Source organism: Imperialibacter sp., assembly GCF_040222385.1.
GTDB lineage: Bacteria > Bacteroidota > Bacteroidia > Cytophagales > Cyclobacteriaceae > Imperialibacter.
The window spans coordinates 70,901-92,438 of the sequence record NZ_JAVKDF010000017.1; the positions used below are offsets into that span (position 1 = coordinate 70,901).

At 47.9% G+C, this 21,538-nt stretch carries 23 protein-coding genes; 11 read left to right on the forward strand and 12 right to left on the reverse strand.

Going from position 1 to position 21,538, the window contains the following annotated elements:
- Positions 1-2 precede the first annotated feature (2 nt).
- Complete coding sequence (locus RIG68_RS04035) at positions 3-539, reverse strand: YfiT family bacillithiol transferase (protein WP_350118892.1); 537 nt, start codon at positions 537-539, stop codon at positions 3-5.
- A gap of 118 nt (positions 540-657) precedes the next feature.
- On the opposite strand from RIG68_RS04035, the gene RIG68_RS04040 reads away from it, so the two are divergent.
- Together RIG68_RS04040 and RIG68_RS04045 are read left to right on the forward strand one after the other, a co-directional pair.
- Entirely contained in the window at positions 658-876 is a 219-nt protein-coding gene (locus RIG68_RS04040) for a DUF2191 domain-containing protein (RefSeq protein WP_350118895.1), read from the forward strand.
- Positions 877-878: 2 nt separating this feature from the next.
- A complete protein-coding gene (locus tag RIG68_RS04045) occupies positions 879-1,253 on the forward strand; it encodes a PIN domain-containing protein (RefSeq protein WP_350118898.1) in 375 nt (124 codons plus the stop codon).
- 4 nt (positions 1,254-1,257) lie between these two features.
- Here RIG68_RS04045 and RIG68_RS04050 read toward each other — a convergent pair whose 3' ends face one another.
- Positions 1,258-2,226 (reverse strand): YpdA family putative bacillithiol disulfide reductase, encoded by a 969-nt coding sequence (locus tag RIG68_RS04050; RefSeq protein WP_350118901.1) that lies wholly within the window; start codon positions 2,224-2,226, stop codon positions 1,258-1,260.
- Between the two features lie 70 nt (positions 2,227-2,296).
- A complete protein-coding gene (locus RIG68_RS04055) occupies positions 2,297-2,980 on the reverse strand; it encodes an SDR family NAD(P)-dependent oxidoreductase (RefSeq protein ID WP_350118904.1) in 684 nt (227 codons plus the stop codon).
- Positions 2,981-3,041: 61 nt separating this feature from the next.
- Here RIG68_RS04055 and RIG68_RS04060 point away from each other — a divergent pair, with 61 nt between their 5' ends.
- The 3 genes from RIG68_RS04060 to RIG68_RS04070 all read left to right on the forward strand — a co-directional run bounded on the left by RIG68_RS04060 (position 3,042) and on the right by RIG68_RS04070 (position 5,038).
- On the forward strand, positions 3,042-3,374 hold the full coding sequence (locus RIG68_RS04060; RefSeq protein WP_350119782.1) for an MGMT family protein: 333 nt from the start codon (positions 3,042-3,044) through the stop codon (positions 3,372-3,374).
- A 312-nt stretch (positions 3,375-3,686) separates the two neighbouring features.
- Complete coding sequence (locus RIG68_RS04065) at positions 3,687-4,316, forward strand: 2'-5' RNA ligase family protein (protein ID WP_350118907.1); 630 nt, start codon at positions 3,687-3,689, stop codon at positions 4,314-4,316.
- Positions 4,317-4,516: 200 nt separating this feature from the next.
- Entirely contained in the window at positions 4,517-5,038 is a 522-nt protein-coding gene (locus RIG68_RS04070; RefSeq protein ID WP_350118910.1) for a transposase, read from the forward strand.
- Between the two features lie 79 nt (positions 5,039-5,117).
- On the opposite strand, the gene RIG68_RS04075 is transcribed toward RIG68_RS04070, so the two are convergent.
- Positions 5,118-6,575: a sodium:solute symporter gene (locus tag RIG68_RS04075; protein ID WP_350118913.1), complete on the reverse strand. Its 1,458-nt coding sequence runs from the start codon at positions 6,573-6,575 to the stop codon at positions 5,118-5,120.
- Positions 6,576-6,768: 193 nt separating this feature from the next.
- Here RIG68_RS04075 and RIG68_RS04080 point away from each other — a divergent pair, with 193 nt between their 5' ends.
- The 4 genes from RIG68_RS04080 (at position 6,769) to RIG68_RS04095 (ending at position 10,181) form a co-directional block, all read left to right on the forward strand.
- Positions 6,769-7,050 carry an ATP-dependent Clp protease adaptor ClpS gene (locus tag RIG68_RS04080; RefSeq protein ID WP_151998179.1) on the forward strand — a complete coding sequence of 94 codons (282 nt, stop codon included), beginning with the start codon at positions 6,769-6,771 and terminating at the stop codon, positions 7,048-7,050.
- Positions 7,051-7,057: 7 nt separating this feature from the next.
- Complete coding sequence (gene recR, locus RIG68_RS04085; protein WP_350118916.1) at positions 7,058-7,678, forward strand: recombination mediator RecR; 621 nt, start codon at positions 7,058-7,060, stop codon at positions 7,676-7,678.
- Positions 7,679-7,842: 164 nt separating this feature from the next.
- Entirely contained in the window at positions 7,843-9,039 is a 1,197-nt protein-coding gene (locus RIG68_RS04090; protein WP_350118919.1) for a pyridoxal phosphate-dependent aminotransferase, read from the forward strand.
- A gap of 131 nt (positions 9,040-9,170) precedes the next feature.
- Positions 9,171-10,181 carry a bifunctional heptose 7-phosphate kinase/heptose 1-phosphate adenyltransferase gene (locus tag RIG68_RS04095; protein WP_350118922.1) on the forward strand — a complete coding sequence of 337 codons (1,011 nt, stop codon included), beginning with the start codon at positions 9,171-9,173 and terminating at the stop codon, positions 10,179-10,181.
- 62 nt (positions 10,182-10,243) lie between these two features.
- Here the strand turns inward: RIG68_RS04095 and RIG68_RS04100 are convergent, their stop codons facing one another.
- The 4 genes from RIG68_RS04100 to yiaA all read right to left on the reverse strand — a co-directional run bounded on the left by RIG68_RS04100 (position 10,244) and on the right by yiaA (position 15,226).
- Positions 10,244-11,488 (reverse strand): Nramp family divalent metal transporter, encoded by a 1,245-nt coding sequence (locus tag RIG68_RS04100; protein WP_350118925.1) that lies wholly within the window; start codon positions 11,486-11,488, stop codon positions 10,244-10,246.
- Positions 11,489-11,496: 8 nt separating this feature from the next.
- Positions 11,497-12,729 (reverse strand): mandelate racemase/muconate lactonizing enzyme family protein, encoded by a 1,233-nt coding sequence (locus RIG68_RS04105; protein WP_350118928.1) that lies wholly within the window; start codon positions 12,727-12,729, stop codon positions 11,497-11,499.
- A gap of 436 nt (positions 12,730-13,165) precedes the next feature.
- The gene (locus RIG68_RS04110) at positions 13,166-14,545 is read right to left on the reverse strand and encodes a serine hydrolase (RefSeq protein ID WP_350118931.1); all 1,380 of its coding nucleotides are present in this window, start codon (positions 14,543-14,545) and stop codon (positions 13,166-13,168) included.
- Between the two features lie 291 nt (positions 14,546-14,836).
- Positions 14,837-15,226, reverse strand: a complete 390-nt coding sequence (gene yiaA, locus RIG68_RS04115) for an inner membrane protein YiaA (RefSeq protein WP_350118934.1) — start codon at positions 15,224-15,226, stop codon at positions 14,837-14,839.
- Between the two features lie 113 nt (positions 15,227-15,339).
- On the opposite strand from yiaA, the gene RIG68_RS04120 reads away from it, so the two are divergent.
- A complete protein-coding gene (locus tag RIG68_RS04120) occupies positions 15,340-15,876 on the forward strand; it encodes a TetR/AcrR family transcriptional regulator (RefSeq protein WP_350118937.1) in 537 nt (178 codons plus the stop codon).
- A gap of 118 nt (positions 15,877-15,994) precedes the next feature.
- Here the strand turns inward: RIG68_RS04120 and RIG68_RS04125 are convergent, their stop codons facing one another.
- The 3 genes from RIG68_RS04125 to RIG68_RS04135 all read right to left on the reverse strand — a co-directional run bounded on the left by RIG68_RS04125 (position 15,995) and on the right by RIG68_RS04135 (position 18,119).
- Positions 15,995-16,189, reverse strand: coding sequence for a DUF8506 family protein (locus RIG68_RS04125; RefSeq protein WP_350094399.1), 195 nt, complete (start codon positions 16,187-16,189; stop codon positions 15,995-15,997).
- Entirely contained in the window at positions 16,182-16,754 is a 573-nt protein-coding gene (locus RIG68_RS04130) for an ATPase (protein ID WP_350118940.1), read from the reverse strand. The genes RIG68_RS04125 and RIG68_RS04130 overlap by 8 nt, the downstream gene beginning before the upstream one ends.
- Before the next feature lie 162 nt (positions 16,755-16,916).
- Entirely contained in the window at positions 16,917-18,119 is a 1,203-nt protein-coding gene (locus tag RIG68_RS04135) for a toll/interleukin-1 receptor domain-containing protein (RefSeq protein WP_350118943.1), read from the reverse strand.
- Positions 18,120-18,308: 189 nt separating this feature from the next.
- Here RIG68_RS04135 and RIG68_RS04140 point away from each other — a divergent pair, with 189 nt between their 5' ends.
- Positions 18,309-20,141, forward strand: a complete 1,833-nt coding sequence (locus RIG68_RS04140) for a DUF5060 domain-containing protein (protein ID WP_350118946.1) — start codon at positions 18,309-18,311, stop codon at positions 20,139-20,141.
- Positions 20,142-20,201: 60 nt separating this feature from the next.
- Here RIG68_RS04140 and RIG68_RS04145 read toward each other — a convergent pair whose 3' ends face one another.
- Positions 20,202-21,437, reverse strand: coding sequence for an arginine deiminase family protein (locus RIG68_RS04145; RefSeq protein ID WP_350118949.1), 1,236 nt, complete (start codon positions 21,435-21,437; stop codon positions 20,202-20,204).
- Positions 21,438-21,538: the final 101 nt, after the last annotated feature.

A 21,538-nucleotide genomic window follows, 5' to 3' on the forward strand; every position in this document is an offset into this window, starting at 1 on the left:
TGCTACCACCCCATCCTCTTCTTCAGCTCCGTAATATGCGCCAGGTGATGCCGACCATGCCACGAGTACATGGCCAGCACGGTGCCCAGCCTGGAGGTCTTTCCGGAGGCAGGGTGCACAAAAGTTCTCTGGTAGTCTTCTTCAGACATCGCTTTTAATAGCACCACCCATCGCTTGTGGAGCATTTCCAACAAATCGAGAGAAAGGTCTATTTCTCCATGGGCAGCATCAGGCAACTCCGCCCATAGCTGTTCTTCATAGGGCCTGATGGTTGGGTTGTCTTCGGTGAGCGCCAATCTGAAACGCATATACGAATTCATGTGGCTATCAGGGATGTGGTGCACTACCTGCCGCACCGTCCAACCGCCGGGGCGGTAGGGAGTTTCCAACTGGTTCTCAGAAAGGCCCACGACTGCAGTCCTCAATTGCGAGGGCAAATGGGTAATGTCTTCTATCCAGTGGCTGCGCATGCCGGACGAAGTGTCTTTTGGCGGGACAAAATCTCCTATGGGAAATTTGAGTGCTTCGAGGTTTTCCATAAAGAACCGATGTAAAAAATGATGGTGAAGTTAAAAAGAAAGGAACGAAGAACAGCCAGGAGTGGTTGTAATTTGAAAATACGATAGACTATCGTATTTTTGGATAAAGCAATACCAAATGAAAGTAACAGCCCTGATTTCTAATGACTTAATTGATGAGGTAAGAAAGTTCAGTCACGGTAAAAACATTACCGAAAGCATCACCATTGCCCTTAAAGAGTGGGTGGCACAAAAAAAAATTGAAGAAGTCACCCATTTAGTAACTGAAGCCCACCTGGTCTTTCAAAGCAATTTTTCGGCTGAAAAGGCACGAAAGCTCAACAGAACATCAGCCTGAAAATGATATTGGTCGACACGTCAGTTTGGATAGAGTTTCTCAAAGGCAAAACACCAGAACTCACGGATAAAATGGTGCTTGAGCTAAGAAATAGAAATGTATTGGCAGCAAGTCCTGTTTTTGGAGAGTTGTGGCAGGGAGTGAAAAATGACCGTGAGAAAAGCATTGTTGATACCTACTGGCGCAACCTCCCGAAAGAAGACGAAACCGAGCTTTTCATTGAAGCCGGAAAGCTGTCCAACCAATACAGGCTTTTCAGTAAAGGAATTGGGCTGATCGACTGTGCCCTCATTTCCCTGATCTTAAAAGGAAACCACCATTTGTGGACATTGGATAAGAAGCTCGCAACGGCTGCGATGGAAATTGTTGAGCGGTAAACCCTCAAACCACCTGCTTCTTCCCAATTTTCTCCATAATCACCTCCGCATGCACCCTGGAGTTTTCAATAAACCATTTGTTGGTTTTTAGGCCTCCGCAGATGACCCCTGCCAGGTAAATGCCCGGCACGTTAGTTTCCATGGTCTCGGGATTGTGCACAGGTGTTAGAAAATCATCTTTCCCAATTTCAATGTTCATGCTTTTGAGGAAGGTGAAGCTGGGCTGGTAGCCCGTCATGGCCAGCACAAAGTCGTTTTCCAGCGTCTTCATTCCCTCCGGCGTCATGATGTCAACTTCCGTTTCCCGGATGGCCACCACCTGCGACTTGAAATAGGCCTTGATGGAGCCTTCCTTGATCCGGTTTTCAATGTCCGGTTTCACCCAGTATTTCACACGGTCGCCAATTACCTCGTCCCGGATCACCATCGTCACTTCTTTCGCCCCCTTCCGGTAGGTTTCCAGGGCCACATCAACGCCTGAGTTGGCTGCTCCAATCACAAGCACCTTCATCCCAAAATAGGGATGCGCCTCTTTATAATAATGTTGCACTTTGGGCAAGTCTTCGCCTGGCACGTCCAACAGGTAGGGTAAGTCGTAAAAACCGGTAGCCAGGATTACATTGCGGGCCTCAAAGGTGGCTTTGGAAGTGGTGATGACAAAGTAGTCTCCCTTCTTTTCCACAGCATTGACTGGTTCGTACAACCGGACGTCCAATTTCCAGGAGCTGGTCACCCTGCGGTAATACTCCAGGGCCTCTGGTCGGGTAGGTTTGGGGTTGTGAGAAATAAACGGCACCTCCCCTATTTCCAACTTGTCGGAAGTGGAAAAGAAGGTCATATTGGCCGGGTAGTTGTAAATGGAGTTGACCAGGCAACCCTTGTCCACAATCACATAACTCAAGCCTCTCTTCTGAGCCTCAATTCCACAAGCCAGACCAATGGGGCCTGCCCCTATCACAAATACATCTAACATCAGTAATATTTAAGACCTAACCTTATGCCAACCCCAAATTGGGCCAACAGGTTTCATCTGCAATGTTCAATTAGCTATCGCCATAAATTTTATAGACACCCTGCCTCAAAGCATCGCCTTCCTCCGAGCAAATGAAGCCAATGGTCTTGGCAATTTTTTCAGGTTTCACCCACTTGTTGAAGTCGGCGTCGGCCATGTTCTTTCTATTGGGAGGCGTATCGATGATGCTGGGCACCACAATGCTTGAAGTGATATGTTTGCCTTTACCTGACTCGTTCAGGATGTCGGACAGATTGAACAGCAGCCACTTCGAAAGCGCATAAGGCAAGGTGTCTTTTCCGGCAGAAGCCTGAAGGGCTGGCCTGGCACCGACAAACACCAATCTGCCTCCGCCTGCTTTTGCCATCGCTTGAAACGCTGGTCTGGCAGTGAAATATGCCGTATGAAAATTCAAATGGAGCATTTTGTCAAGTTCGGCACCACCAGTGTCTTCAATATTCCCCATGGCAAATCCACCCACCAACATAATCACTGCATCGAGGCGGCCATGTTTGGCTACTACTTTATCAATGGCATCTGAGGCGGCTTTTTCGTCGGTCAAGTCGGCCTCGACAAACTCGGCTTTGGTCTCACCCACAGGCAAGCGACCTGGCACCGCAGTACCCACCACCTTGTAGCCTAAGCTTGAAAACTCATTTACAACAGCTTCGCCAAGATTTCCTCCGGCTCCTGTAATCAGCACAACTTTCTGCATAACAATTTCTGTTTTGCCTGGTCAAAATAAGATATTGCAAGATGTAATATTTGAGTCTCCCATGCCAGCAGACAAGACGTCGTTTTTCCAGGATGTGTATGAAGTAGCCCGGCTGATTCCCAAAGGGCGGGTGACCAGCTACGGCTCCATTGCTAACTATCTTGGCACCAAAGGCAGCTCCCGCATGGTGGGCTGGGCAGTCAACAGCGCTGGCATGCCCGATGATGTGCCTGCACACCGGGTGGTGAACCGGGTGGGTGTACTTTCCGGCAAACACCACTTTGGAGGTTCCAGAATGGAAGAACTACTGAAAGCTGAAGGCATCGAGGTGAAAAATGACAAGATTGTAGGGTTTGAAAAGTTATTCTGGGATCCGATGAAAGAACTAGAGTAAAGGGGGAAGCACCAAATGGCAAAAGACAAATAGCAAGTAAGCTCCAAGTACTAATTACTGAATTTCAAAACAACAACGCCTCCCTTCGTATCTATTCATCCACTTTTTCTAAGCACAAGCGGGCAAAAGACAAATAGCAAATAAGCTTCAAATACCAATCCCTGAAATTCAAAACCAGCGCTCCTGCATTTCTTGCCACCTGATGCGTCTTGTGAGTAAACATAGCCGAATACTAATTTTTATAGTAAATTATACCAATATTTTTTGCATATTGTTTTAGTGTTGCTAAATTTGATAGTAAATACTACCGCTATGAAAATGTTCTATAAAGTTCAGCTTCCTGCATCACAGCCTGTAGCTTCCTATGTGCACCAATGCAAGCTGTATATCCAGCAGAGAGCTGGGAAGTTCAAGTTCATTACCTCAGACGCACATATTTCACTTTTTTCCTTTGAAGCTGATGTGGCCGACGAGCAGCAGCTAATCAAAGCATTGAGAAAGGCCAGTACTTATCTGGACACTTTTGATGTGTCACTCAATGGCTTTTCGCACTTTCCACAAAGTCGCACGCTATTTATCAAAGTGGAGAACGCCAGGCTGTTGAAGGAAAGGAACAGACTTTTTCATGATACCTTTGTTTCCATCACAAAAGACATGGGCATCGACATCAGTAATATGACGTTTACCGATCATCCGCATATGACGATTGGTGCCGATTTTGATAGCAAAATCTATGGGTCTCTATACAATGCGTTTGTTCAGCATCGTTATCACCAGGACTTCAAAGCCGAAAGTGCCTTACTTGTAAAGTACATTGGCAGAGGAAAAAATAAGGTGCTTTCTAAAGCACCATTTCAAAAAGTTTCCAAACATCAACCACCTTTTAATGAAGCGCCAACCGCCTCAAATGAAAAAGGTCAAATGACATTGGAATTCAATTAGCTGTGTTAGTACCAGTGTGGGGAAGCTCACACTGGAACGCCTATTTTTTCGCCGTTCGTTGCGGGTGTGAAGACACACCCTCTAACGAATTAAACTACAGAAGCTGTGTTCTCGACCACATTCGCTATCGCTAGACTATCCTTTTAACACCTTTCGTTTGAAGGGGGTGTCTTCACACCCAAATAAAATGTCAACATTAGATGGAATTGAACAACATCTACTTTTACACCACGACTATCAAAGACTGGAATCTCCTCCTTGCGAACGACGGGTATAAAGACATAATCATTGATAGCCTTCGGTTCCTGGTTCAAAACAAGAAACTGGCCGTTTACAGCTTTGTTATAATGCCCAACCATTTACACATCATATGGGAAATGGTAGACACAAATGGAAAGGAACTTCCGTGTACGAGCTTTGTGAAATTTACAAGCCACATGATTTTCAAAGACTTGAGGACAACCAACCCTCAACTACTTGCTGGTTTCAAAGTTCAGGCAACTGATCGGTCGCATAATATTTGGATGGCCGATTATTTAGCGATCCATTTATACTCCGATAAATTCATCCACCAAAAGCTCACCTATATCCATAATAACCCTTTGCAGGAACATTGGCGGCTGGCAGAAAGGTCAGAAGACTATAAATACTCTTCGGCCAGGTTCTATGAAACCGGAATTGATGAGTTTGGGATACTGACCCACATTGGCGAAAGAATATGAACACTATGATCCAGTAAATCGCTGAACAGGTGGAAGTGTCGACCGGAACGGGTGTGAAGACACACCCGGAACCACCTCCTCACACGGAAACGTCTATTTTTCTCTTGCTGCTAATCACCCAAAGCCCCAGAAATGTCAGCAACCCATTCAAAAGCAAAATCTCAAACCCAAACTTGTATCCCCACAAAAGGCTTTCGGAACTGATGTTGATGAGGTAAGACAATAACGGCGAGAGCACACAGATCACCGGCACATATTTGTCAGTGAGAGGCCGCTTAGTAAACAAACCAAACGAGAACAGTCCGAGCAACGGGCCATAAGTATACCCCGCAGCCGTGAACACTGAATTGATCACACTCGAGTCGTTGATGGCATTGAAAATAAGGATGACGAAAAAGAGCAGGAATGAAAAGCCCAGGTGAACGAGCATCCTAACCTTATCATTGTTTTTTACCTCTTTTTTCTCAAAACCCAAAAAGTCGACACAGAAGGAAGTGGTCATTGCCGTGAGGGCTGAGTCGGCGCTACTGTACGCAGCAGCTACAATGCCCAGGAGAAAGAGCACCCCGGCGAAAGTATTAAAATGACCGAGCGCCAACATAGGGTAAAGATTGTCGGTGCGGTCAGGAATAGGAATGCCCGTGGCTTCCGCATACATAAACAGCAGCGCACCCAGGCTCAAAAACAAAAAATTAACGATAACCAACACCACGCAAAACCAAAACATGTTTTTCTGGGCATCGCCAATATTCCGGCAGGTGAGGTTCTTTTGCATCATGTCCTGATCGAGTCCAGTCATCACAATGGCAATAAAGGCCCCCGCAAAGAACTGCTTGAAGAAGTTCTTACTACTCTGCCAATCCCATTCAAATACCCGGAAGTAGTCGCTTTTCACGACGGTCGATCCAATGTCTGCTATTCCAATACTTAGCTCGGTGCTGATCAGGTAGATGCTAACGATAACTGCCAGGATCATGAACCCGGTCTGTAAAGTATCGGTCCACACTACCGTTTTTATTCCGCCTTTAAAAGTATAGAGCCATATCAACCCGATGGTGATAAGCACACAAGCCCAAAACGGAATGCCAAACGAATCAAAAATCGCTATCTGCAAAACACCAGCGACCAGAAACAGCCTGAAAGACGACCCAACTACCCGGCTGAGGAGAAAGAAGAAAGACCCAGTTTTGTAAGAAGCCACGCCAAACCGCTGTTCGAGATAGGTATATATCGTAACAAGATTGAGTTTGTAGTAAAGAGGCATTAATACTGTGGCAATGATTAGGTAGCCTGGCAAATACCCCAACACTACCTGAAAATACGTAAAGCCGCTGTTGCCCACCTCGCCTGGCACGCTGATAAAGGTGACCCCACTCAGAGAGGCTCCAATCATCCCAAAAGCCACCAAATACCAGGGAGATTCTCTGTTCCCAGTGAAAAATGTCGACGAAGTAGCGCCTCTGGAGGTAAAGTAGGAGATGACGAAGAGCAGTAAAAAGTAACTTCCAATGACTGCTAGAACAAGAGTAGGTGTCATATCTATCGGGATGTCAGTTTATTTTCCTAATTTTGCAGGATATTCGAACCAAATTAACGAACAGAACCTTACTCTGGCAAAGTAATTCATCTGGAATAATTAATTGGAATACTAAAATGGACTGCCTTCCAGAAACGTTCAAGGCGGCGACTGAGGCTGGAAGAACAACAATTCATTTAAATTACAAAAGACTATGAGTTATCAACCGCAAAAAGAAGATCTGGTTGAGGTAATGGAAGACCTTGAGTCAACCGATTTACAGGACTTAATTGTCTACAACGACGACTATAATACGTTCGATCATGTAACCAATACATTGATCAAGGTTTGCAAGCACGATAAGCTGCAAGCGGAGCAATGTACCTGGATCATCCACTACAAAGGCAAGTGCGGCGTGAAAAAGGGCTCTCTTCCCGAGCTAAAGCCTATGAAAGAAGCCATTTTAGAGGCTGGCATCAACGCTGAAATTCTTTAACCCCTGCATGGAATTTCCTTCTAAACTCATTGAAGAGGCCGTAGAACAGTTTTCGCAATTTCCTGGCATTGGCAAAAAGACTGCTTTGCGACTTGTGCTTTACCTTTTGAAGCAGGAAAAAGATCAGACCACCCGCTTTACCCAGGCTCTCAGTAACCTAAGAGAAAACATTCGCTACTGTGCAGAATGTCACAATATTTCGGACACCGAGGTATGTAGCATTTGCACCAGCCACCGCCGTGACCGCTCGCTTATTTGTGTAGTAGAAGATATTCACGACGTGCTGGCGATAGAAAACACCTCCCAGTATAACGGACTTTACCATGTGCTCGGCGGCATCATCTCACCCATGAACGGTGTGGGGCCTGATGAATTAAATATCCAAACTCTGGTAGACAGAATTGCCGGAAAAGACGGTGAAGTGCAGGAGGTGATTCTGGCGCTTAGTGCCACCATGGAAGGTGATACTACGTCGTTTTACATTACCCGCAAGGTGAGCGACAAAGGCGTAAAAGTCTCTACTATTGCCCGAGGCATTCCATTCGGTGGCGAGCTGGAGTACACCGACGAAATCACGCTTGGACGAAGCATTTTGACCAGGGTGAATTATGACCTTCCTGCATCATAAAGCCTGCCCATTACGAGAAGCTAAATATTCGCCCGCTTACGAAAGAATAATTTCGATAATCTCAACTGATCTGCTGCATATTTTTGAAAGTCCTAAAAAAGCCGGGGCGCTTGGCATAAGCGATTCATTATCTTTAATTTGCGCCGCAATTACACCCGATCAACATGAGTTTCTTATCTAAAAGAGTGAATGCCCTGGCCGAATCGGCCACACTAGCCATGGCCAAAAAGGCCAGAGAATTGAAGTCAACCGGCGTTGACATCATCAGCCTAAGCTTAGGCGAACCCGATTTTAAAACTCCCAAACATATCCAGGAAGCAGCCAAGGCAGCCATTGACGAAGAGAAATACTTCGCCTACTCACCGGTAGCAGGCTACCAGGATCTTCGTGAGGCTATTGCTGCTAAATTTAGAAACGAAAACGGGCTTGACTCCAAGCCGGAAAATATTGTAGTGTCAACAGGCGCCAAGCAGTCGATCTACAACCTGATGTCAAGCATCCTCGATCCGGGAGATGAGGTAATTATTTTTGCCCCTTACTGGGTGAGCTACTCTGATATCATTCAGCTTTGCGATGGCAAATCGGTATTGGTGTCGGGCACAATAGAAAATGGCTACAAGCCAACTGCTGAACAGCTCGAAGCAGCCATTACCCCCAGAACGAAAGCATTGCTTTATTCCTCTCCCTGCAATCCAACCGGATCGGTTTTCAGCAAGGAAGAGTTCGAAGGTTTTGTAAAAGTGCTGGCCAAGCACCCACAAATCCTTATCCTGGCTGACGAAATCTACGAGCACATCAACTATGTAGGCAAGCACATCAGCATCGGCACTTTCCCTGAAGTGAAGGATCGCACAGTGACCATCAACGGAATGGCCAAAGGCTTTGCCATGACGGGCTGGAGGATCGGGTACATCAATGCTCCCAAAGAGGTAGCGCAGGCTTGCGAAAAAATTCAAGGCCAGGTAACAAGTGGCACCAATACCATCGCTCAAAGGGCGACTGTTTCTGCTTTGACTGCGGGGCTTGAAGCTACTGAGAAAATGTCAGCGATCTACCGCAAGCGCAGAGACATGGTGTACGATCTGCTCAAAAGTATCCCGGGGCTAAAAGTCAATATGCCCGAAGGTGCTTTCTACTTCTTCCCGGATGTGAGCCACTACTTTGGCAAGAGCGATGGGGAAATGACCGTGAAAGATGCTGATGATTTCTGCATCTATATCCTGGCCAAAGCGCATGTAGCCCTTGTAACAGGCGGTGCTTTTGGTGCACCCAATGCAGTGCGTCTTTCATACGCAGCTTCAGAAGCGGAATTGCAAGAGGCCATTAAAAGGATAAAGACCGCTCTGGCGCTTTTGAAATAATTTGTCAGTCTGAGCTTGTCGAAGACGATTTCGGAGTGAACTCCCATTTCGACAGGCTCAGACGGACATCACTTTTTTAAACTTTCTTTTTTTAACTCATATATTTGGGTCGTTAACCCAATCATTTGTCCATGCCCTTCTCCTCCATTCAGGAAGTTTTCAAAGCTTTTGAAAATCTCAAAGTGCTCGTCATCGGTGATGTGATGATCGACTCCTACATTTATGGTAATGCTGCCCGCATCTCTCCGGAAGCGCCCGTACCAGTCGTTAGCGTCAACAAAAAAGAGAACCGTTTGGGCGGTGCTGCCAATGTGGCGCTCAACATCCAGTCGCTGGGAGCCACCCCCATCCTTTGTAGCATCATTGGGGATGAGCTTGACGGCGAAACGTTTTTTGAGTTGCTGAAGGCAAGAAACATCTCCTCCCAGGGCATCATCAAAAGCAGAGAGAGGATTACGACGGTTAAGACCAGAGTGCTCGCTGGCTCACAGCACATGCTCAGGGTTGACAGCGAAACCGACAAGTCCCTGACTGCTCTTGAGCAGCGAGCGCTCATGGATCACATTCGCAATCTGGCAACCGGTTGTGACGTCATCATTTTTGAGGACTACGACAAAGGTGTACTTAACCCGGCCATCATTTCACAAACCATTAATCTGGCCAACGAGCTGGGCATCCCTACGGTGGTGGATCCAAAGAAGCGAAACTTTCTGGCCTATAGCGGTGCCTCGCTTTTCAAGCCCAACCTGCGGGAGCTGAAAGAAGGCCTGAAGCTAGAATTCGATCACCACGACCTGGATCAGCTGTCTTCAGCAGTGAACCAGCTCAATGCGCACATGCCTGTTGAAAAAGCCCTCATCACCTTGTCGGACCGTGGTGTGTACCTCACCGACCACGTGCAGTCCATCCACTACCCGGCACACATCAGGCGCATAGCCGACGTATCGGGTGCAGGCGACACGGTTGTCAGCATTGCCGCACTTTGCGAAGCGCTCCATTTGTCGCTGGAAGTGCAGGCCGAGCTGAGCAACCTCGGAGGCGGGCTAGTGTGCCAGCACCTGGGCGTAATGCCCATAGAAAAGGAGAGCTTGCTTCAGGAAGCGCTGAAAAATGAGATGATTTTGAAGCACTTGAAAGGTTAGCCCTGAGTTACCTTTAATTCTAATCTCAGCCTTGCCACCAGCCGGGTTCACGCCATGTTGCTTCAAAAGAAACCCTTCAATGCGCTGAACCCAATCACTGAAATAACGCACGAGAAGACGAGCGCCAGCACCAGTCCGGTGTTTAACAACCAGCCTGCCCGGTGCTCACCCATTACCGCTTTCCTGTTGATCATGTAAATGATTCCGCCAATGACCAGCGGCAGCACAAACACATTGGCCACCTGGGTGGCTATCTGTGCCACAATAGGGTTGGCACCGAGTATCGGAACTGAAAGCCCGACCACGCAAGCCACCGCTGTAAGTCGTTTAAAAAGCTTCGACGTCAGGTCAAGTTCGCCGTTTTTATAGTCAGAAATCAATAGCGGCGCCACCATCAGAATGGGAAACACCGACGAAAGCCCCGCACTCAATGCCCCGGTCATAAACAGCGCCACCGCAAATTTTCCTGCCACAGGCTCCAGGGTGTACACCATGTCAATCACCCTGTTGATCGTCAGCCCCTTGTAGTAGAGGGCACCCATAGCAGTAACCATGATAGCGGCACTGATGACAAACATGAACAATGCCGATGACAGAGCATCTCTCGACTGCAGAGCTGTATCCTCCCTGGCCCAGCCCTTGCCCTTCATTAGCAGCGGCCGGACGACAAAGGTAGGCGCCGCCATAGTGGTGCCCACGAAGGCAGCCACGAGGAGGTTTCCTCCCTCTCCCTTAGGAATGGAAGGGATAAAGCCCATAACTATCTCACCAGGGGGAGGCAGCACGATGAACATGGAAATGAGAAATGACACGCCCATGATGGTGACGAAAAGGATAAGAATCTTCTCAAAAAATGAATACTTGCCTACTATCAGCAGAAAATAAAGGATAGCGAGAATGACGACGGCGATAGACAACACGGCCCAGTAACTCTCCGCAGGCAAGCCGGGCAGAAACAAGCGGGCGATCTCATAAAGTGCATTGGCCGAAAGCCCCACGATGCCCGACAGCGAATTCCACTGACCGATCACGATGCCGATAATAAGCACCACTGCCAGCACCTTGCCAAACTTCAGCTCTGTTTTGAAGCTATTCACGGCCGTTCGGCCCGTCACCACGGCATATCTTCCGTATGCCTCCATGAGCGCCCACGAAAAAATGCAGCTAAGCGACAGTACCCAAAGCAGTTGGGAGCCGAACTGGCTGCCGGCTTTGGCCATGGAGGTGACACTGCCTGTGCCCACCGTGTATCCTATGCAAAAGAGCCCTGGCCCAATCGACAATAAAAAAGCAGCGATCTTCTTCATACGTTCTCTTACCAGTTGGTGAATGATCCGTCAGCTCTCCTGAAGCCTGGGTGGTTGTAGTCGCTGCCTTTGGTGATCTCGTTGATGAGTTCAACGTTTTTGGGATTGAACTCAACCCCCAGACCTGGCCTTTGAGTTGGGTAGAGTTTGCCATTTTTGAAGTTCAGGTAATCGTCGTTCAGGTAGTCAGTTTTTGTTGCGGAATTGCCCAGTATCTCTGTGAGCACAAAGCCAGAGGATGCCCCAAGCGTATGCACAATGGCGGCTGTTGAGATTGGACCGGTAAAGTGGGGAATCAAGCCGACATAATGCGTTTCGCAAATGGCGGCAATTTTCATGAACTCAGTAATGCCGCCTGTGTTGGGCAGCGTCACCCGTGAAAAATCGATCAGGTGATCTTCCACCAGCTCGTTGATGTCCCAGCGGTCGCCAAACTGCTCACCCACGGCAATGGGCACATTCACTTTGGTACGTAGCGTTTCATAAATGCCAGGATTTTCGGAGCGCACCAGGTCTTCCACAAACAGCGGCCGAAGTGGCTCTATCATATTGCACACCGTCACTGCTTCGGCGGTGTCGAAACGGGTATGCAGGTCGATGCACCACTGGCCATCTTCCCCTACGCCATCACGAACCTGCTCACAATGTTTGCGGTAGTTGTTCAGCCATTTGTGCACGTCAAAAACGTCTCTTGACCCCACACCCCCATCCGTGCGGAAAGCATAAAAGCCAGCTTCCATGCAAGCTTTTGCCGTTTCCTTCACCGAGCCCTGGCCGGGAAAACCGGTGGAGTAGCATGGAATATAATCACGGGTGAGGCCGCCAAGCAATTCATACACTGGCACATTCAACGCTTTGCCTTTGATGTCCCACAGAGCCATGTCGAGCGCACCCATGGCGTGCAGCCGCTCACGACCCGAAGGATAGAAATAGCCCCGGTTCACCTTCTGCCACAGGTGCTCGATTCGAAACGGGTCTTCACCAATGAGCATTTCGGCCACGTTCTGGATCATCTCTTTGGAGCCGCCCTCTCCAATACCTATGATGCCACCATTGGTTTCCACCACTACAATGTCCCGCATCTGAGCAAAGGCCGGTTTGGTATAATCGGGGTCACGGTAGTGCCGGATTTTTGTGATTTTGAGGTCGGATTGGGTATGGGCATTCAAAAATGGAAGCCCCATGGCGAGGCCGCTGGCCGTCAACAGGCTTTTTTTGACAAAGTCTCTCCGGGTGGTCATGTGTAGGTAGTTTAAGTGGTGGTTACAATGTTCAACCGACAACAGAAGGTCTGATGTCAGGTAAGGGAAATTAGTACAAAATGCGGAGAAACCGTGAGGCTGACAGCTTTCAGTTGAGAATCCGGTATTTCTCTTGTCGGATTATGCGGAGAAGTCTACAATATCCCGGTTAAAACTAGGGCCTTTGATTTTTATAACTCACTCTATATCAAACTCCTGCACTACTGCTACAGCCTTGCTCAACCTGAGCAAACTTAAAACAGACTTGCGGGAGACTTGCTCAGCTTGAGCAAAGGCATTACAAACCTGCGGCAGACTTGCTCAGCTTGAGCAAGTCCGCTACAAATCTGCACGAGATACTCTTATATTCAATACAAATGGACGCCTGCTTTAGTGGAGGAATTCAGTCTACTGTGGCACCCCTACCCATGCCACCTCACTCAATCTTCCTGGCTACTCCACCGCCGCCGCCTTGAAACAGCGTTAAGCTCTCTATCACTCCATTATCGGCCTGAAACGATATCTTAGCCCTCACCTCAGGCTGGAAAAAAACTGTGTCATTTTCGGCGTAAATCTCAAAGCGCTCCTCGGCGGTAGGCTGCCCATAGAGCTGCCCGCCTTCTCTCGTGATGGTGATCATGAAGCCGGGCTGTAGCTCGTACACCCCCACATACTTCTCCAGTACCGACTCAGACACCTGCACCGCATCACTCTTAAAGTACTGCTCTGCCAGCTCCGAGCTGGAATCGAGCAGGTTGAAGCCGATATCGTCGGCACCTGTGCTGGAATTGGTCAGCAGTACAACCCCTTTGCCTGTCTCCTTCACAAACCCGGCAAAGGTTCTGTAACCTCCTGTTCCGCCATTGTGCCAGATCACGTCTCCTTCCCTGCCATTCTTAATATGCCAGCCCATGCCCACCTGCATGCCGCCGGCCTTGTCATGCCGCATCGTGTGCGACATATCCATGGCTGCCCGCAAGGGAGTATCCACATAGCCCAGGTTGGCCGAAATGAATTTGGCCATGTCCGAGGTGGAACTCCTGATGGCTCCTGCACCTGCCAGCGTAGGAATATCCCAATTCTCCACCACATAGGGGCCGGTATGCCCCAGCGCCAGGTTTTGTTTCATTGTTTCGGTGAAGGCAATTCTTGTATCGTTCATTCCCAGCGGATCAGCAATGGTTGCTACCATCAGCGCCTCATAAGTTGTGTTCTTGTTTTGAGCGAGCAGGTGCCCCAATAAGCCCTGGGCCAGGTTGGAGTATTCATACTCGGAGCCAACCGTTCTGCTTGGCTGGTAGTTAGAAATGAACTCGTACATCTGTTGAACAGTGTAGTCAGCATAGGGATTATTGGGATTGGCCGGGGCAAAATTGGTGGGCATTCTTGGGATGCCCGACGTATGATCAGTGAGGTTGCCAAAGGTGATGGGCGCATCTCCCATTACGGGCACTTTCACACTATCGGGAAGGTAGTCGTTGATTTCGTCCTCCAGCTTCAGGTCACCCTCCAGCACCTGGCGGGCAAGCAGGGTAGCCGTAAACACTTTGGAAATAGAGCCTATTTCGTAGATGGTATTTTCATCCACTTCCTTCCCATCCTGAGTGGTTTTACCAAAATTGTAATATTGAACACCCGACGAGTCGATAATAGCCAGGGCCATGCTGGGCATTTGTCCGTTCTGAATGCGTTTTTCAATAGTGGCTACTACTTCGGGTGGCAAACCATCTGTGGCTTCCTTGTTTGATTTGTCGGTGCACTGGTAGCTAACAACACCAACAAGAAGAAGGGCGAAAACAATTCTGAGCTGCCTCATAGAGGTGGATAGGTTTAGGTAATCAAGATGAAAAAACAAGCGCTCGGGTTGCTTGCGGGTGTTGGCAAACCAAGGCGGTAGTTAAAGATAAGTGTTTTTGTGGTTTTTGAAGGTAGAGAAAGGGGCTTTTTCAATGGGCAATCTCCATAAGCGGACGCTGGAGCGGTGGGGTGCTAGTGGAGGCGTCAAAATACCGTATTAAAAAAGTCTGCACTGAGTAAAAAAGACAGTGCAGACTTTCTGATTTTAAAACATTGTTACGCTGCGACGTTTACACAGCACATGGCAACATCACTCAGTTGCGATTGAATCACGGGTGTTTTTTTGTACCGCAATCACCCCAAAAAGTGAAAGGATAAAAGAGAACGCATAAAAACCCTTTTCGCTGGAAAGCAAATCAGCATTCCACAAGCCGATGGTAAGAAGTACTAAGCACAAAATGGTGCAGAACCAGCAAATGGAATAGTACAAATCAGTTACTGGAATATTTTCCAGTTTGTCACGCACTGCCTTTTGCAGAGAAATCACGGCAAACAAGCCAAACATCAACACAGTAAAATAATAACCCTTCTCATTGAGCATCATCTCTGCTCTGAAGAGACCTACCAGATACCCAATCATACCTGTGAGCAGTGCGATCCATGACGCTGCTACAAATGAGTTCGATGGTTTTTGATTCATGGTTTTGTCGTTTTAGGTTAGAATAAAAATGAACCTGATGCATTCAACGAGGTAATTTGCCTACTTTGTTTGTACAATAGTGTACAGAGCATTGGTTGCAGCGGCTATCTGACATGGAGAAAACAAGTGAAAACAAACTAAAATGGATAGAATGCGGGTATTCGCTATTTGCGTCGATAGGCCCGGAAGCACTTAATGTCGAGCGGCTGTCGGGCCTGGTGTCGCTGGCCAGGTCGAGTTTCTACTATTACTTTGGCGACCTTGTCAATTTTGAGCACGAACTGCTGAAAACCCACATCAAACACTATGAAAAGTTTGGCGATCTCATGCGTGACTATGTTGAGTTCGAACAGCTGTTTTCCGACGAAATCATGGCCAACAAAGTCGCTCTTGCTTTCCAGCGGCAGTTGCTCATCAACAAGTCAGTAAAAAGATACCTGGAATGCTCGGACAAGGCCAGGGAGTTTACCGAACGGAAGACCTACGAACTTTGGACAAAGGCCAAAAACGTGGACGCCGACTCAGAAGCCGAATGGGTACTGTTCAGGGCCATCAGGGATTTCTATTTTGTGCAGTTCGGGCAGTCAGGCCAGGATCCGCAGGATGTACTGGTGTTACTTTATTCTTATTTGGGGAAGTTGAAGGAGTAGAAGAGGGTTAGTGTAAGCAAGTTGAAAGCTTGACTATTAGTGCCCACAAGCCTGCCCGGCCGGGTCCGCTGTCGCTAAACCTGCGGGATTGGGGTTAGCAATATCTCCTTTCCGGGTCTCAAGGCACATACTCATTTCTAGCATTCGTGGTGGGGAGTATTTCATCCGGAGGAATGGCTACTACTTTTCCGTTCCTCGAAACAATCAAGGGGCTGTTATTTCTCTTTTTGAATTCCACCATTTTTCTGTAAGCCTCTTTTAGTCCCAGGCTTACTTGTTCTCTCAGTTCCCGTAGCTCCTCGTTGTTATCCATTGTATTCTTTGTTTAAAAAAGACCACTTCCGTTCACTTCTTACCACTACTTCACCGCCGTATCCTTCGGCGATAAATTCGAAGTTCTCGGTTGAATTATCAACTAAAATCCACCTATCGACGATCAACCGATAAATTTTAAAGAAGTTCAATAAGCCTTTAGAGTATCTTCTTTCAATAGTCTCAATAGGAATGTTGTGTCCTCCTTCCTTCACCCTGATTTGCACTCTTTGAATAGCTAGTTCGACGGAATCAAGCGTCAGAAAAAGCAAAGTTACATCATAACCCAGGAGTCTTGCCTTTTTTATTAAACCTTGATAAGATCTTGTCGATAACGTAGTCTCAAAAGCGAATGACTCTCCTAGATCCAACAATTCTTTTATTCGCTGTAGCATCAATCTGCCAGCCCTGATCCCTGCTTTCTCTGGGTTCAGTGGGGAAATGCCTTTTGCTATTTCGTCAGCGTTCACAAACTCGTCGCAATCAAATATTTCAGGAAGGATTGTATAGGAAAGTGTTGTTTTTCCCGCTCCATTTGGCCCAGCTATGATGTACACCCTTTTCACATCTCAAAGATAGGCTAAATCAGTTAACGCTTAGCAACATTCCCATGAGGCCTAGGGCTTTGGCGTAAGAAAGCTGGAAGCTTGACAATGGATACCCACAAGTTACGCTCGGTGCTAAACTTGCTGGATGGGGGGGCTTCCACTAATGCACTTGGACAATACTTACCTGTGCATCAAGACAGTTGGGTGGTTTCTTAAACTTCGCTGATGTTTTTTGAGCGTTTGTGCATTCAATTCTAGGTCTCCGTTATCCAAATGTTTGCAGAAATTTTCAGTTTCATCAGGATTAAACCCAATTTTATGATAGTCTGTTACTAAGAATACCCATCTTGTCTTTTGATCTCGATACCTTGTTCTGACTCCATTTTCGTGGAGGTTTATGGTTTCTTGTCCAATTACTGCATATCCATTAGAGTCTTCATTTTCGCTAACTATGGTCCCGTCACTTAGAATACCAGCGGTGTATCCCTCGCCTCCAACATCAGATTGATATATGAATGGCGGAAGACCGACGGATTTAATGAGAATAAAGTCGTTTTGTGGTTCATGTCCCAAACCGATCCAAATATCTTCAATCTTTAGTTCCCAAATACCGCCTATTAGCCAGTTCCCGGTTGGAAGCTTGAGTAAGCTATTGACATAGAAATCACCTCCAGAATGCTGGTACCATAATTGATTTAAAAACTCTGCTTTGCTAAGGTTAATCAGTACATCACGTCGTTGTTTTTGGTCGGTGATTTCATGAATCCCAGGGAGCAGCGTTGGTATAGATTTTCGCAGTATTTCATTGTAGGGGAAAAGATGCTGATCAAAGCAATCCGACCATTCACTCTTTTCTAGAGTAGCACTAGGTTCCCCATTGGACTTACCCGGTTTTGGCTCAAAATCCTGTACAGCGGCTAAAAATCTCTTTATGTGTTGATTCACTAGTTCAAGATTAAAATCTGGGTTTAGCTCCTGTCTGTTATCTTGAACCAACTTATACAAATCTTCACTTTTGTCAATTTTTAAAGCTATTCTACTTATGTCTAAGAACCCCAGTCTATCAAATCCAACTTCAGGTAGCAATAATGGAATTACATTAGTCCTTTCTAATGTAACCCAAGCTGCACCAACTTCATTAAGACAAACTTCACTGGTTCTATAGTTGTCCGATATGAATAAAATTGCCAGGCACGATTTTCTCATTTCCTCCTTGAGTCGGTCAGGAATATATTCACCGCTTTGAACTCCATGACCTTCCATACTGGAACAAAATATTCTTTCATGTGAAATTCCGAGCCCTAGCTGTAAAATCGATTCGACAAACTCCTTAACGAAATCTATGTCCTTAGAAGAGTGACTTATGAATATTTTATCATTCATATGTAATAAGAATTGACATTGCCCAATACCGAGTCAAAATCTTGATTCAGACCCACCTTATATCCTCCTCAAGTTAATTCCTTTTTCAGTGCAATTGCATACAATCCCTTATTCTCAACTGAAAAAGGCGCTATGCCTTCTACCCAATTTATCGTAAGTTCAACCCATTAAACATACCTAATGCCTACTATGCATAAACTTTCTGCTTCTCTTCTATCTGTAGCCCTCTTTTTAGTGCTGCTTACCAATTGCACACAAAAAGAACCCCTGCAAGCCACCAAATGGGACAAAATCACCCTCAGTTTCGCAGGCCCCGAAACAGCTGAAGACGCTGCTGACAACCCCTTCACCGACTACCGGCTGAATGTTGTTTTCTCCAAAGGGCTGAAGAAAATGCTGGTGCCGGGCTACTATGCAGCCGATGGCAACGCTGGCGAAAGCAGCGCCACGGCTGGCAACGTGTGGAAGGTGCATTTCCGCCCCGATGAAGAAGGAGAATGGACCTACCAGGTTTCGTTTCGCAAGGGTGCCAACATAGCCGTGGATGATGATCCACAGGCAGGAGAACCCTTCGCCGTTGACGGTGAGGAAGGCAAACTCATTGTGTCGGCGGGCAACTACCAGTTGCCCGACCTCCGGGCAAAAGGCCGACTTGCCTACGTGCGGGAGCGCTACCTGCAATTTCAGGAAACTGGCGAATTCTTCCTCAAAGGCGGTGCCGACAGCCCGGAAGACCTGCTCGGCTATGCCGACTTCGATGGCACCCATAAGGAAACCGAAGGCGAAAACAGATCGGGTGAAGCCGAGAACAAAGCCACCTTGCACCAGTATGCCCCACATGCTGCAGACTGGAAGGATGGCGACCCCACCTGGCAGGGCAGCAAAGGCAAAAACCTGATCGGCGGCATCAACTACCTGGCCAGCAAAGGCATGAATTCCATCTACTTCCTCACCATGAACATTGGCGGCGACGGCAAAGATGTGTGGCCCTACACCGGTTACGATGAGCGCAGCAGGTTCGATTGCAGCAAGCTCGACCAATGGGAAGTGGTGTTCGACCACATGGAGCGCAAGGGCATCATGCTGCATATAGTGACACAGGAAACTGAAAACGAAAAGCTGCTCGACGATGGCGACACCGGGCCGCAACGTAAGTTATACTACCGTGAGCTGATCGCCCGCTTTGGTCACCACCTGGCTGTGACGTGGAACATGGGCGAGGAAAATGGCCCTGCCAGCTTTACCCCCAACGGGCAAACTCCAGAGCAGCAGAAGGCCATGACCGACTATTTTAAAACCCACGACCCCTACCAAAACTACGTGGTGATTCATACGCACTCCCACAAAGAGCTGCGTCACGAAATGTTCGACAGGCTGCTGGGCCACCCAAGCCTCGATGGGCCGTCTATCCAGATCGGTTACATCGGCGATGCCCATGAGGACACCAAACGTTGGGTGGCTAAATCGGCAGAAGCTGGCCAGCCGTGGGTAGTGAATATCGACGAAATAGGGCCCGCCAACCGTGGGCTGGATCCCGACGACCGGGAGGACAACAACCAGGACACCGTGCGGGTGTCGGTGCTCTGGGGCAACCTGATGGCCGGCGGTGGTGGCGCAGAATGGTACTTCGGCTACCTTAACCACGACAACGACCTGGGCTGCGAGGACTGGCGATCCAGAGACCGTATGTGGGACTATACAAAAGTAGCGCTCGACTTTTTTCAGACTCACCTGCCTTTTGATGAGATGGAAAGTCACGATGAATTGTCGGGCGAAAACACCTACTGTCTGGCCAAGCCGGGAGAAGTCTATGCGGTGTTTTTGCCGCTTGGCGGCGAAGCCTCTATCGACCTGACAGGCGCCGAAGGAAGCTATACGGTGAGCTGGTACAACCCCAGAACAGGAGGTGCGCTACAGCAAACAGAAGTAACGACGGTAGAAGGCGGCGACGTTCGCACACTTGGGCCCCCACCTTCAGAGCCGGAAAAGGACTGGGCGGTGTTGGTAAAAGCGGGCGGGTGAAAATCGGACTGGTGAGTGTCTTCACTCACCAGAACAGCTAGGGCTGGAACAACCGTCCCACTAACCCCTCTTGATAGGAAAGGTTAAGCAGTGAGGCCCACCACTGCCACGGCTGAGCTCACCGGCGGGAATGGTGATGATGGTGGTTTGAATCCTCTCCTTGTCAACCTTGCCTTCGGCGGCCTGCTGAAGGAACTGCTCGGCGGGGATCACAGTATAGCCTAGCTGCTGGAAGCCCTCGATGGTTTTGGTGTTTCGGCGGTAGGTTACTGTCACCCCTGGCTTTACGGCCACGAAATTGCAAGCGCTGCTCCATTGCTCCCGCTGGTCGAAGGGATGCTCTCCATTGCCGCATGACACAAACCTGGCCTCGGCATCCTCGGCTAGTATCAAATCCTTTATGGTATCAAATCGCTGGGAGGTGTTTCCCTGCAAATCGAAGCTTTCAATGCTGATCTGTGTGGGGTCTTGTAGCACATGCTCGTAGAGCACATAGTCGTGGTCATTTACCTTCGAAAAAATAGTGTCGATATGCATACAATACTCTTCCTTGGGAATGTCGACGATTGTAAATTTCTCTACGACCTTGTGCTCACGTAGCTGCTCCCTTATTCTCCAGAGTGCCACCATGTTTGTTCTTTCGCTGCACCCGATAAGCAAATGTGATGGGCTTAAATGAATGATGTCGCCCCCCTCAATTGTCTCCGCTCTGTTGGAAAGCGTTGTAGCCAGGTGATCCGCTGACGTGCACAAGTCAAGATATTTGTAGCCCACTTTAGTAAAGACCGGGTGATGATGGGTAATGAACCATGTAAGGATATTCTCCCTTTTGCGAGGCATTTTTTCCGCCTGGCAAGTAATCACATAATTGTTCACCACCGCCCCAATGTCCCGGGTGAAAATGAGGTTGGGCACTGGGTTGAGCAAAACATTTCCGCTCGTCTTGTATCCACTAATAAGGGCCTTGGCCAGGTTTTCTGCCGATAACTGCTGTATCGCTAACTGTGTGTCGGATGGCAGGCTCTCCAGCTTAAATACCTCATCAAGCAACTGTGACCTTAACTTCGCATCAGTCAAAATATCTGTCAACAGGTCTGTGAACTCCAGCACATTTTCCTTTCCCGCAAAAAACGAAAGCACGCCGGTAAGCAAGCTGTGCTCCTCCTGCATTTTAGGTAAGAAAACAATGTCATCGTACAGTAGCTCAGCCTTGTTGAAGGGAGTTACCCATTCTATTCCCTGATCAGGGCGATGGACTATTACCTTTCTTAGTATGTCTATGTCTGAAGTAACCATGGGTTGATCTGCCGTTAGGTATTCGTCGAAAACAATTATATTCGGAACTTATTCAACCAGCGCTCTAAACAATTTGTTGAACTATTAAGCCTATATTGAAT

Excerpts from the sequence above, each read along its gene's own strand:
- RIG68_RS04045 (WP_350118898.1), top strand. The coding sequence starts at position 879 with ATGATATTGGTCGACACGTCAGTTTGGATAGAGTTTCTCAAAGGCAAA.
- RIG68_RS04035 (WP_350118892.1), bottom strand. The coding sequence starts at position 539 with ATGGAAAACCTCGAAGCACTCAAATTTCCCATAGGAGATTTTGTCCCG.
- RIG68_RS04140 (WP_350118946.1), top strand. The coding sequence starts at position 18,309 with ATGCATAAACTTTCTGCTTCTCTTCTATCTGTAGCCCTCTTTTTAGTG.
- RIG68_RS04070 (WP_350118910.1), top strand. The coding sequence starts at position 4,517 with ATGGAATTGAACAACATCTACTTTTACACCACGACTATCAAAGACTGG.
- RIG68_RS04095 (WP_350118922.1), top strand. The coding sequence starts at position 9,171 with ATGCCCTTCTCCTCCATTCAGGAAGTTTTCAAAGCTTTTGAAAATCTC.
- RIG68_RS04135 (WP_350118943.1), bottom strand. The coding sequence starts at position 18,119 with ATGAATGATAAAATATTCATAAGTCACTCTTCTAAGGACATAGATTTC.
- RIG68_RS04125 (WP_350094399.1), bottom strand. The coding sequence starts at position 16,189 with ATGGATAACAACGAGGAGCTACGGGAACTGAGAGAACAAGTAAGCCTG.
- RIG68_RS04065 (WP_350118907.1), top strand. The coding sequence starts at position 3,687 with ATGAAAATGTTCTATAAAGTTCAGCTTCCTGCATCACAGCCTGTAGCT.
- RIG68_RS04100 (WP_350118925.1), bottom strand. The coding sequence starts at position 11,488 with ATGAAGAAGATCGCTGCTTTTTTATTGTCGATTGGGCCAGGGCTCTTT.
- RIG68_RS04060 (WP_350119782.1), top strand. The coding sequence starts at position 3,042 with ATGCCAGCAGACAAGACGTCGTTTTTCCAGGATGTGTATGAAGTAGCC.
- RIG68_RS04055 (WP_350118904.1), bottom strand. The coding sequence starts at position 2,980 with ATGCAGAAAGTTGTGCTGATTACAGGAGCCGGAGGAAATCTTGGCGAA.
- RIG68_RS04145 (WP_350118949.1), bottom strand. The coding sequence starts at position 21,437 with ATGGTTACTTCAGACATAGACATACTAAGAAAGGTAATAGTCCATCGC.
- recR (WP_350118916.1), top strand. The coding sequence starts at position 7,058 with ATGGAATTTCCTTCTAAACTCATTGAAGAGGCCGTAGAACAGTTTTCG.
- RIG68_RS04080 (WP_151998179.1), top strand. The coding sequence starts at position 6,769 with ATGAGTTATCAACCGCAAAAAGAAGATCTGGTTGAGGTAATGGAAGAC.
- RIG68_RS04040 (WP_350118895.1), top strand. The coding sequence starts at position 658 with ATGAAAGTAACAGCCCTGATTTCTAATGACTTAATTGATGAGGTAAGA.
- RIG68_RS04090 (WP_350118919.1), top strand. The coding sequence starts at position 7,843 with ATGAGTTTCTTATCTAAAAGAGTGAATGCCCTGGCCGAATCGGCCACA.
- RIG68_RS04050 (WP_350118901.1), bottom strand. The coding sequence starts at position 2,226 with ATGTTAGATGTATTTGTGATAGGGGCAGGCCCCATTGGTCTGGCTTGT.
- RIG68_RS04110 (WP_350118931.1), bottom strand. The coding sequence starts at position 14,545 with ATGAGGCAGCTCAGAATTGTTTTCGCCCTTCTTCTTGTTGGTGTTGTT.
- RIG68_RS04120 (WP_350118937.1), top strand. The coding sequence starts at position 15,340 with ATGGAGAAAACAAGTGAAAACAAACTAAAATGGATAGAATGCGGGTAT.
- yiaA (WP_350118934.1), bottom strand. The coding sequence starts at position 15,226 with ATGAATCAAAAACCATCGAACTCATTTGTAGCAGCGTCATGGATCGCA.
- RIG68_RS04075 (WP_350118913.1), bottom strand. The coding sequence starts at position 6,575 with ATGACACCTACTCTTGTTCTAGCAGTCATTGGAAGTTACTTTTTACTG.
- RIG68_RS04105 (WP_350118928.1), bottom strand. The coding sequence starts at position 12,729 with ATGACCACCCGGAGAGACTTTGTCAAAAAAAGCCTGTTGACGGCCAGC.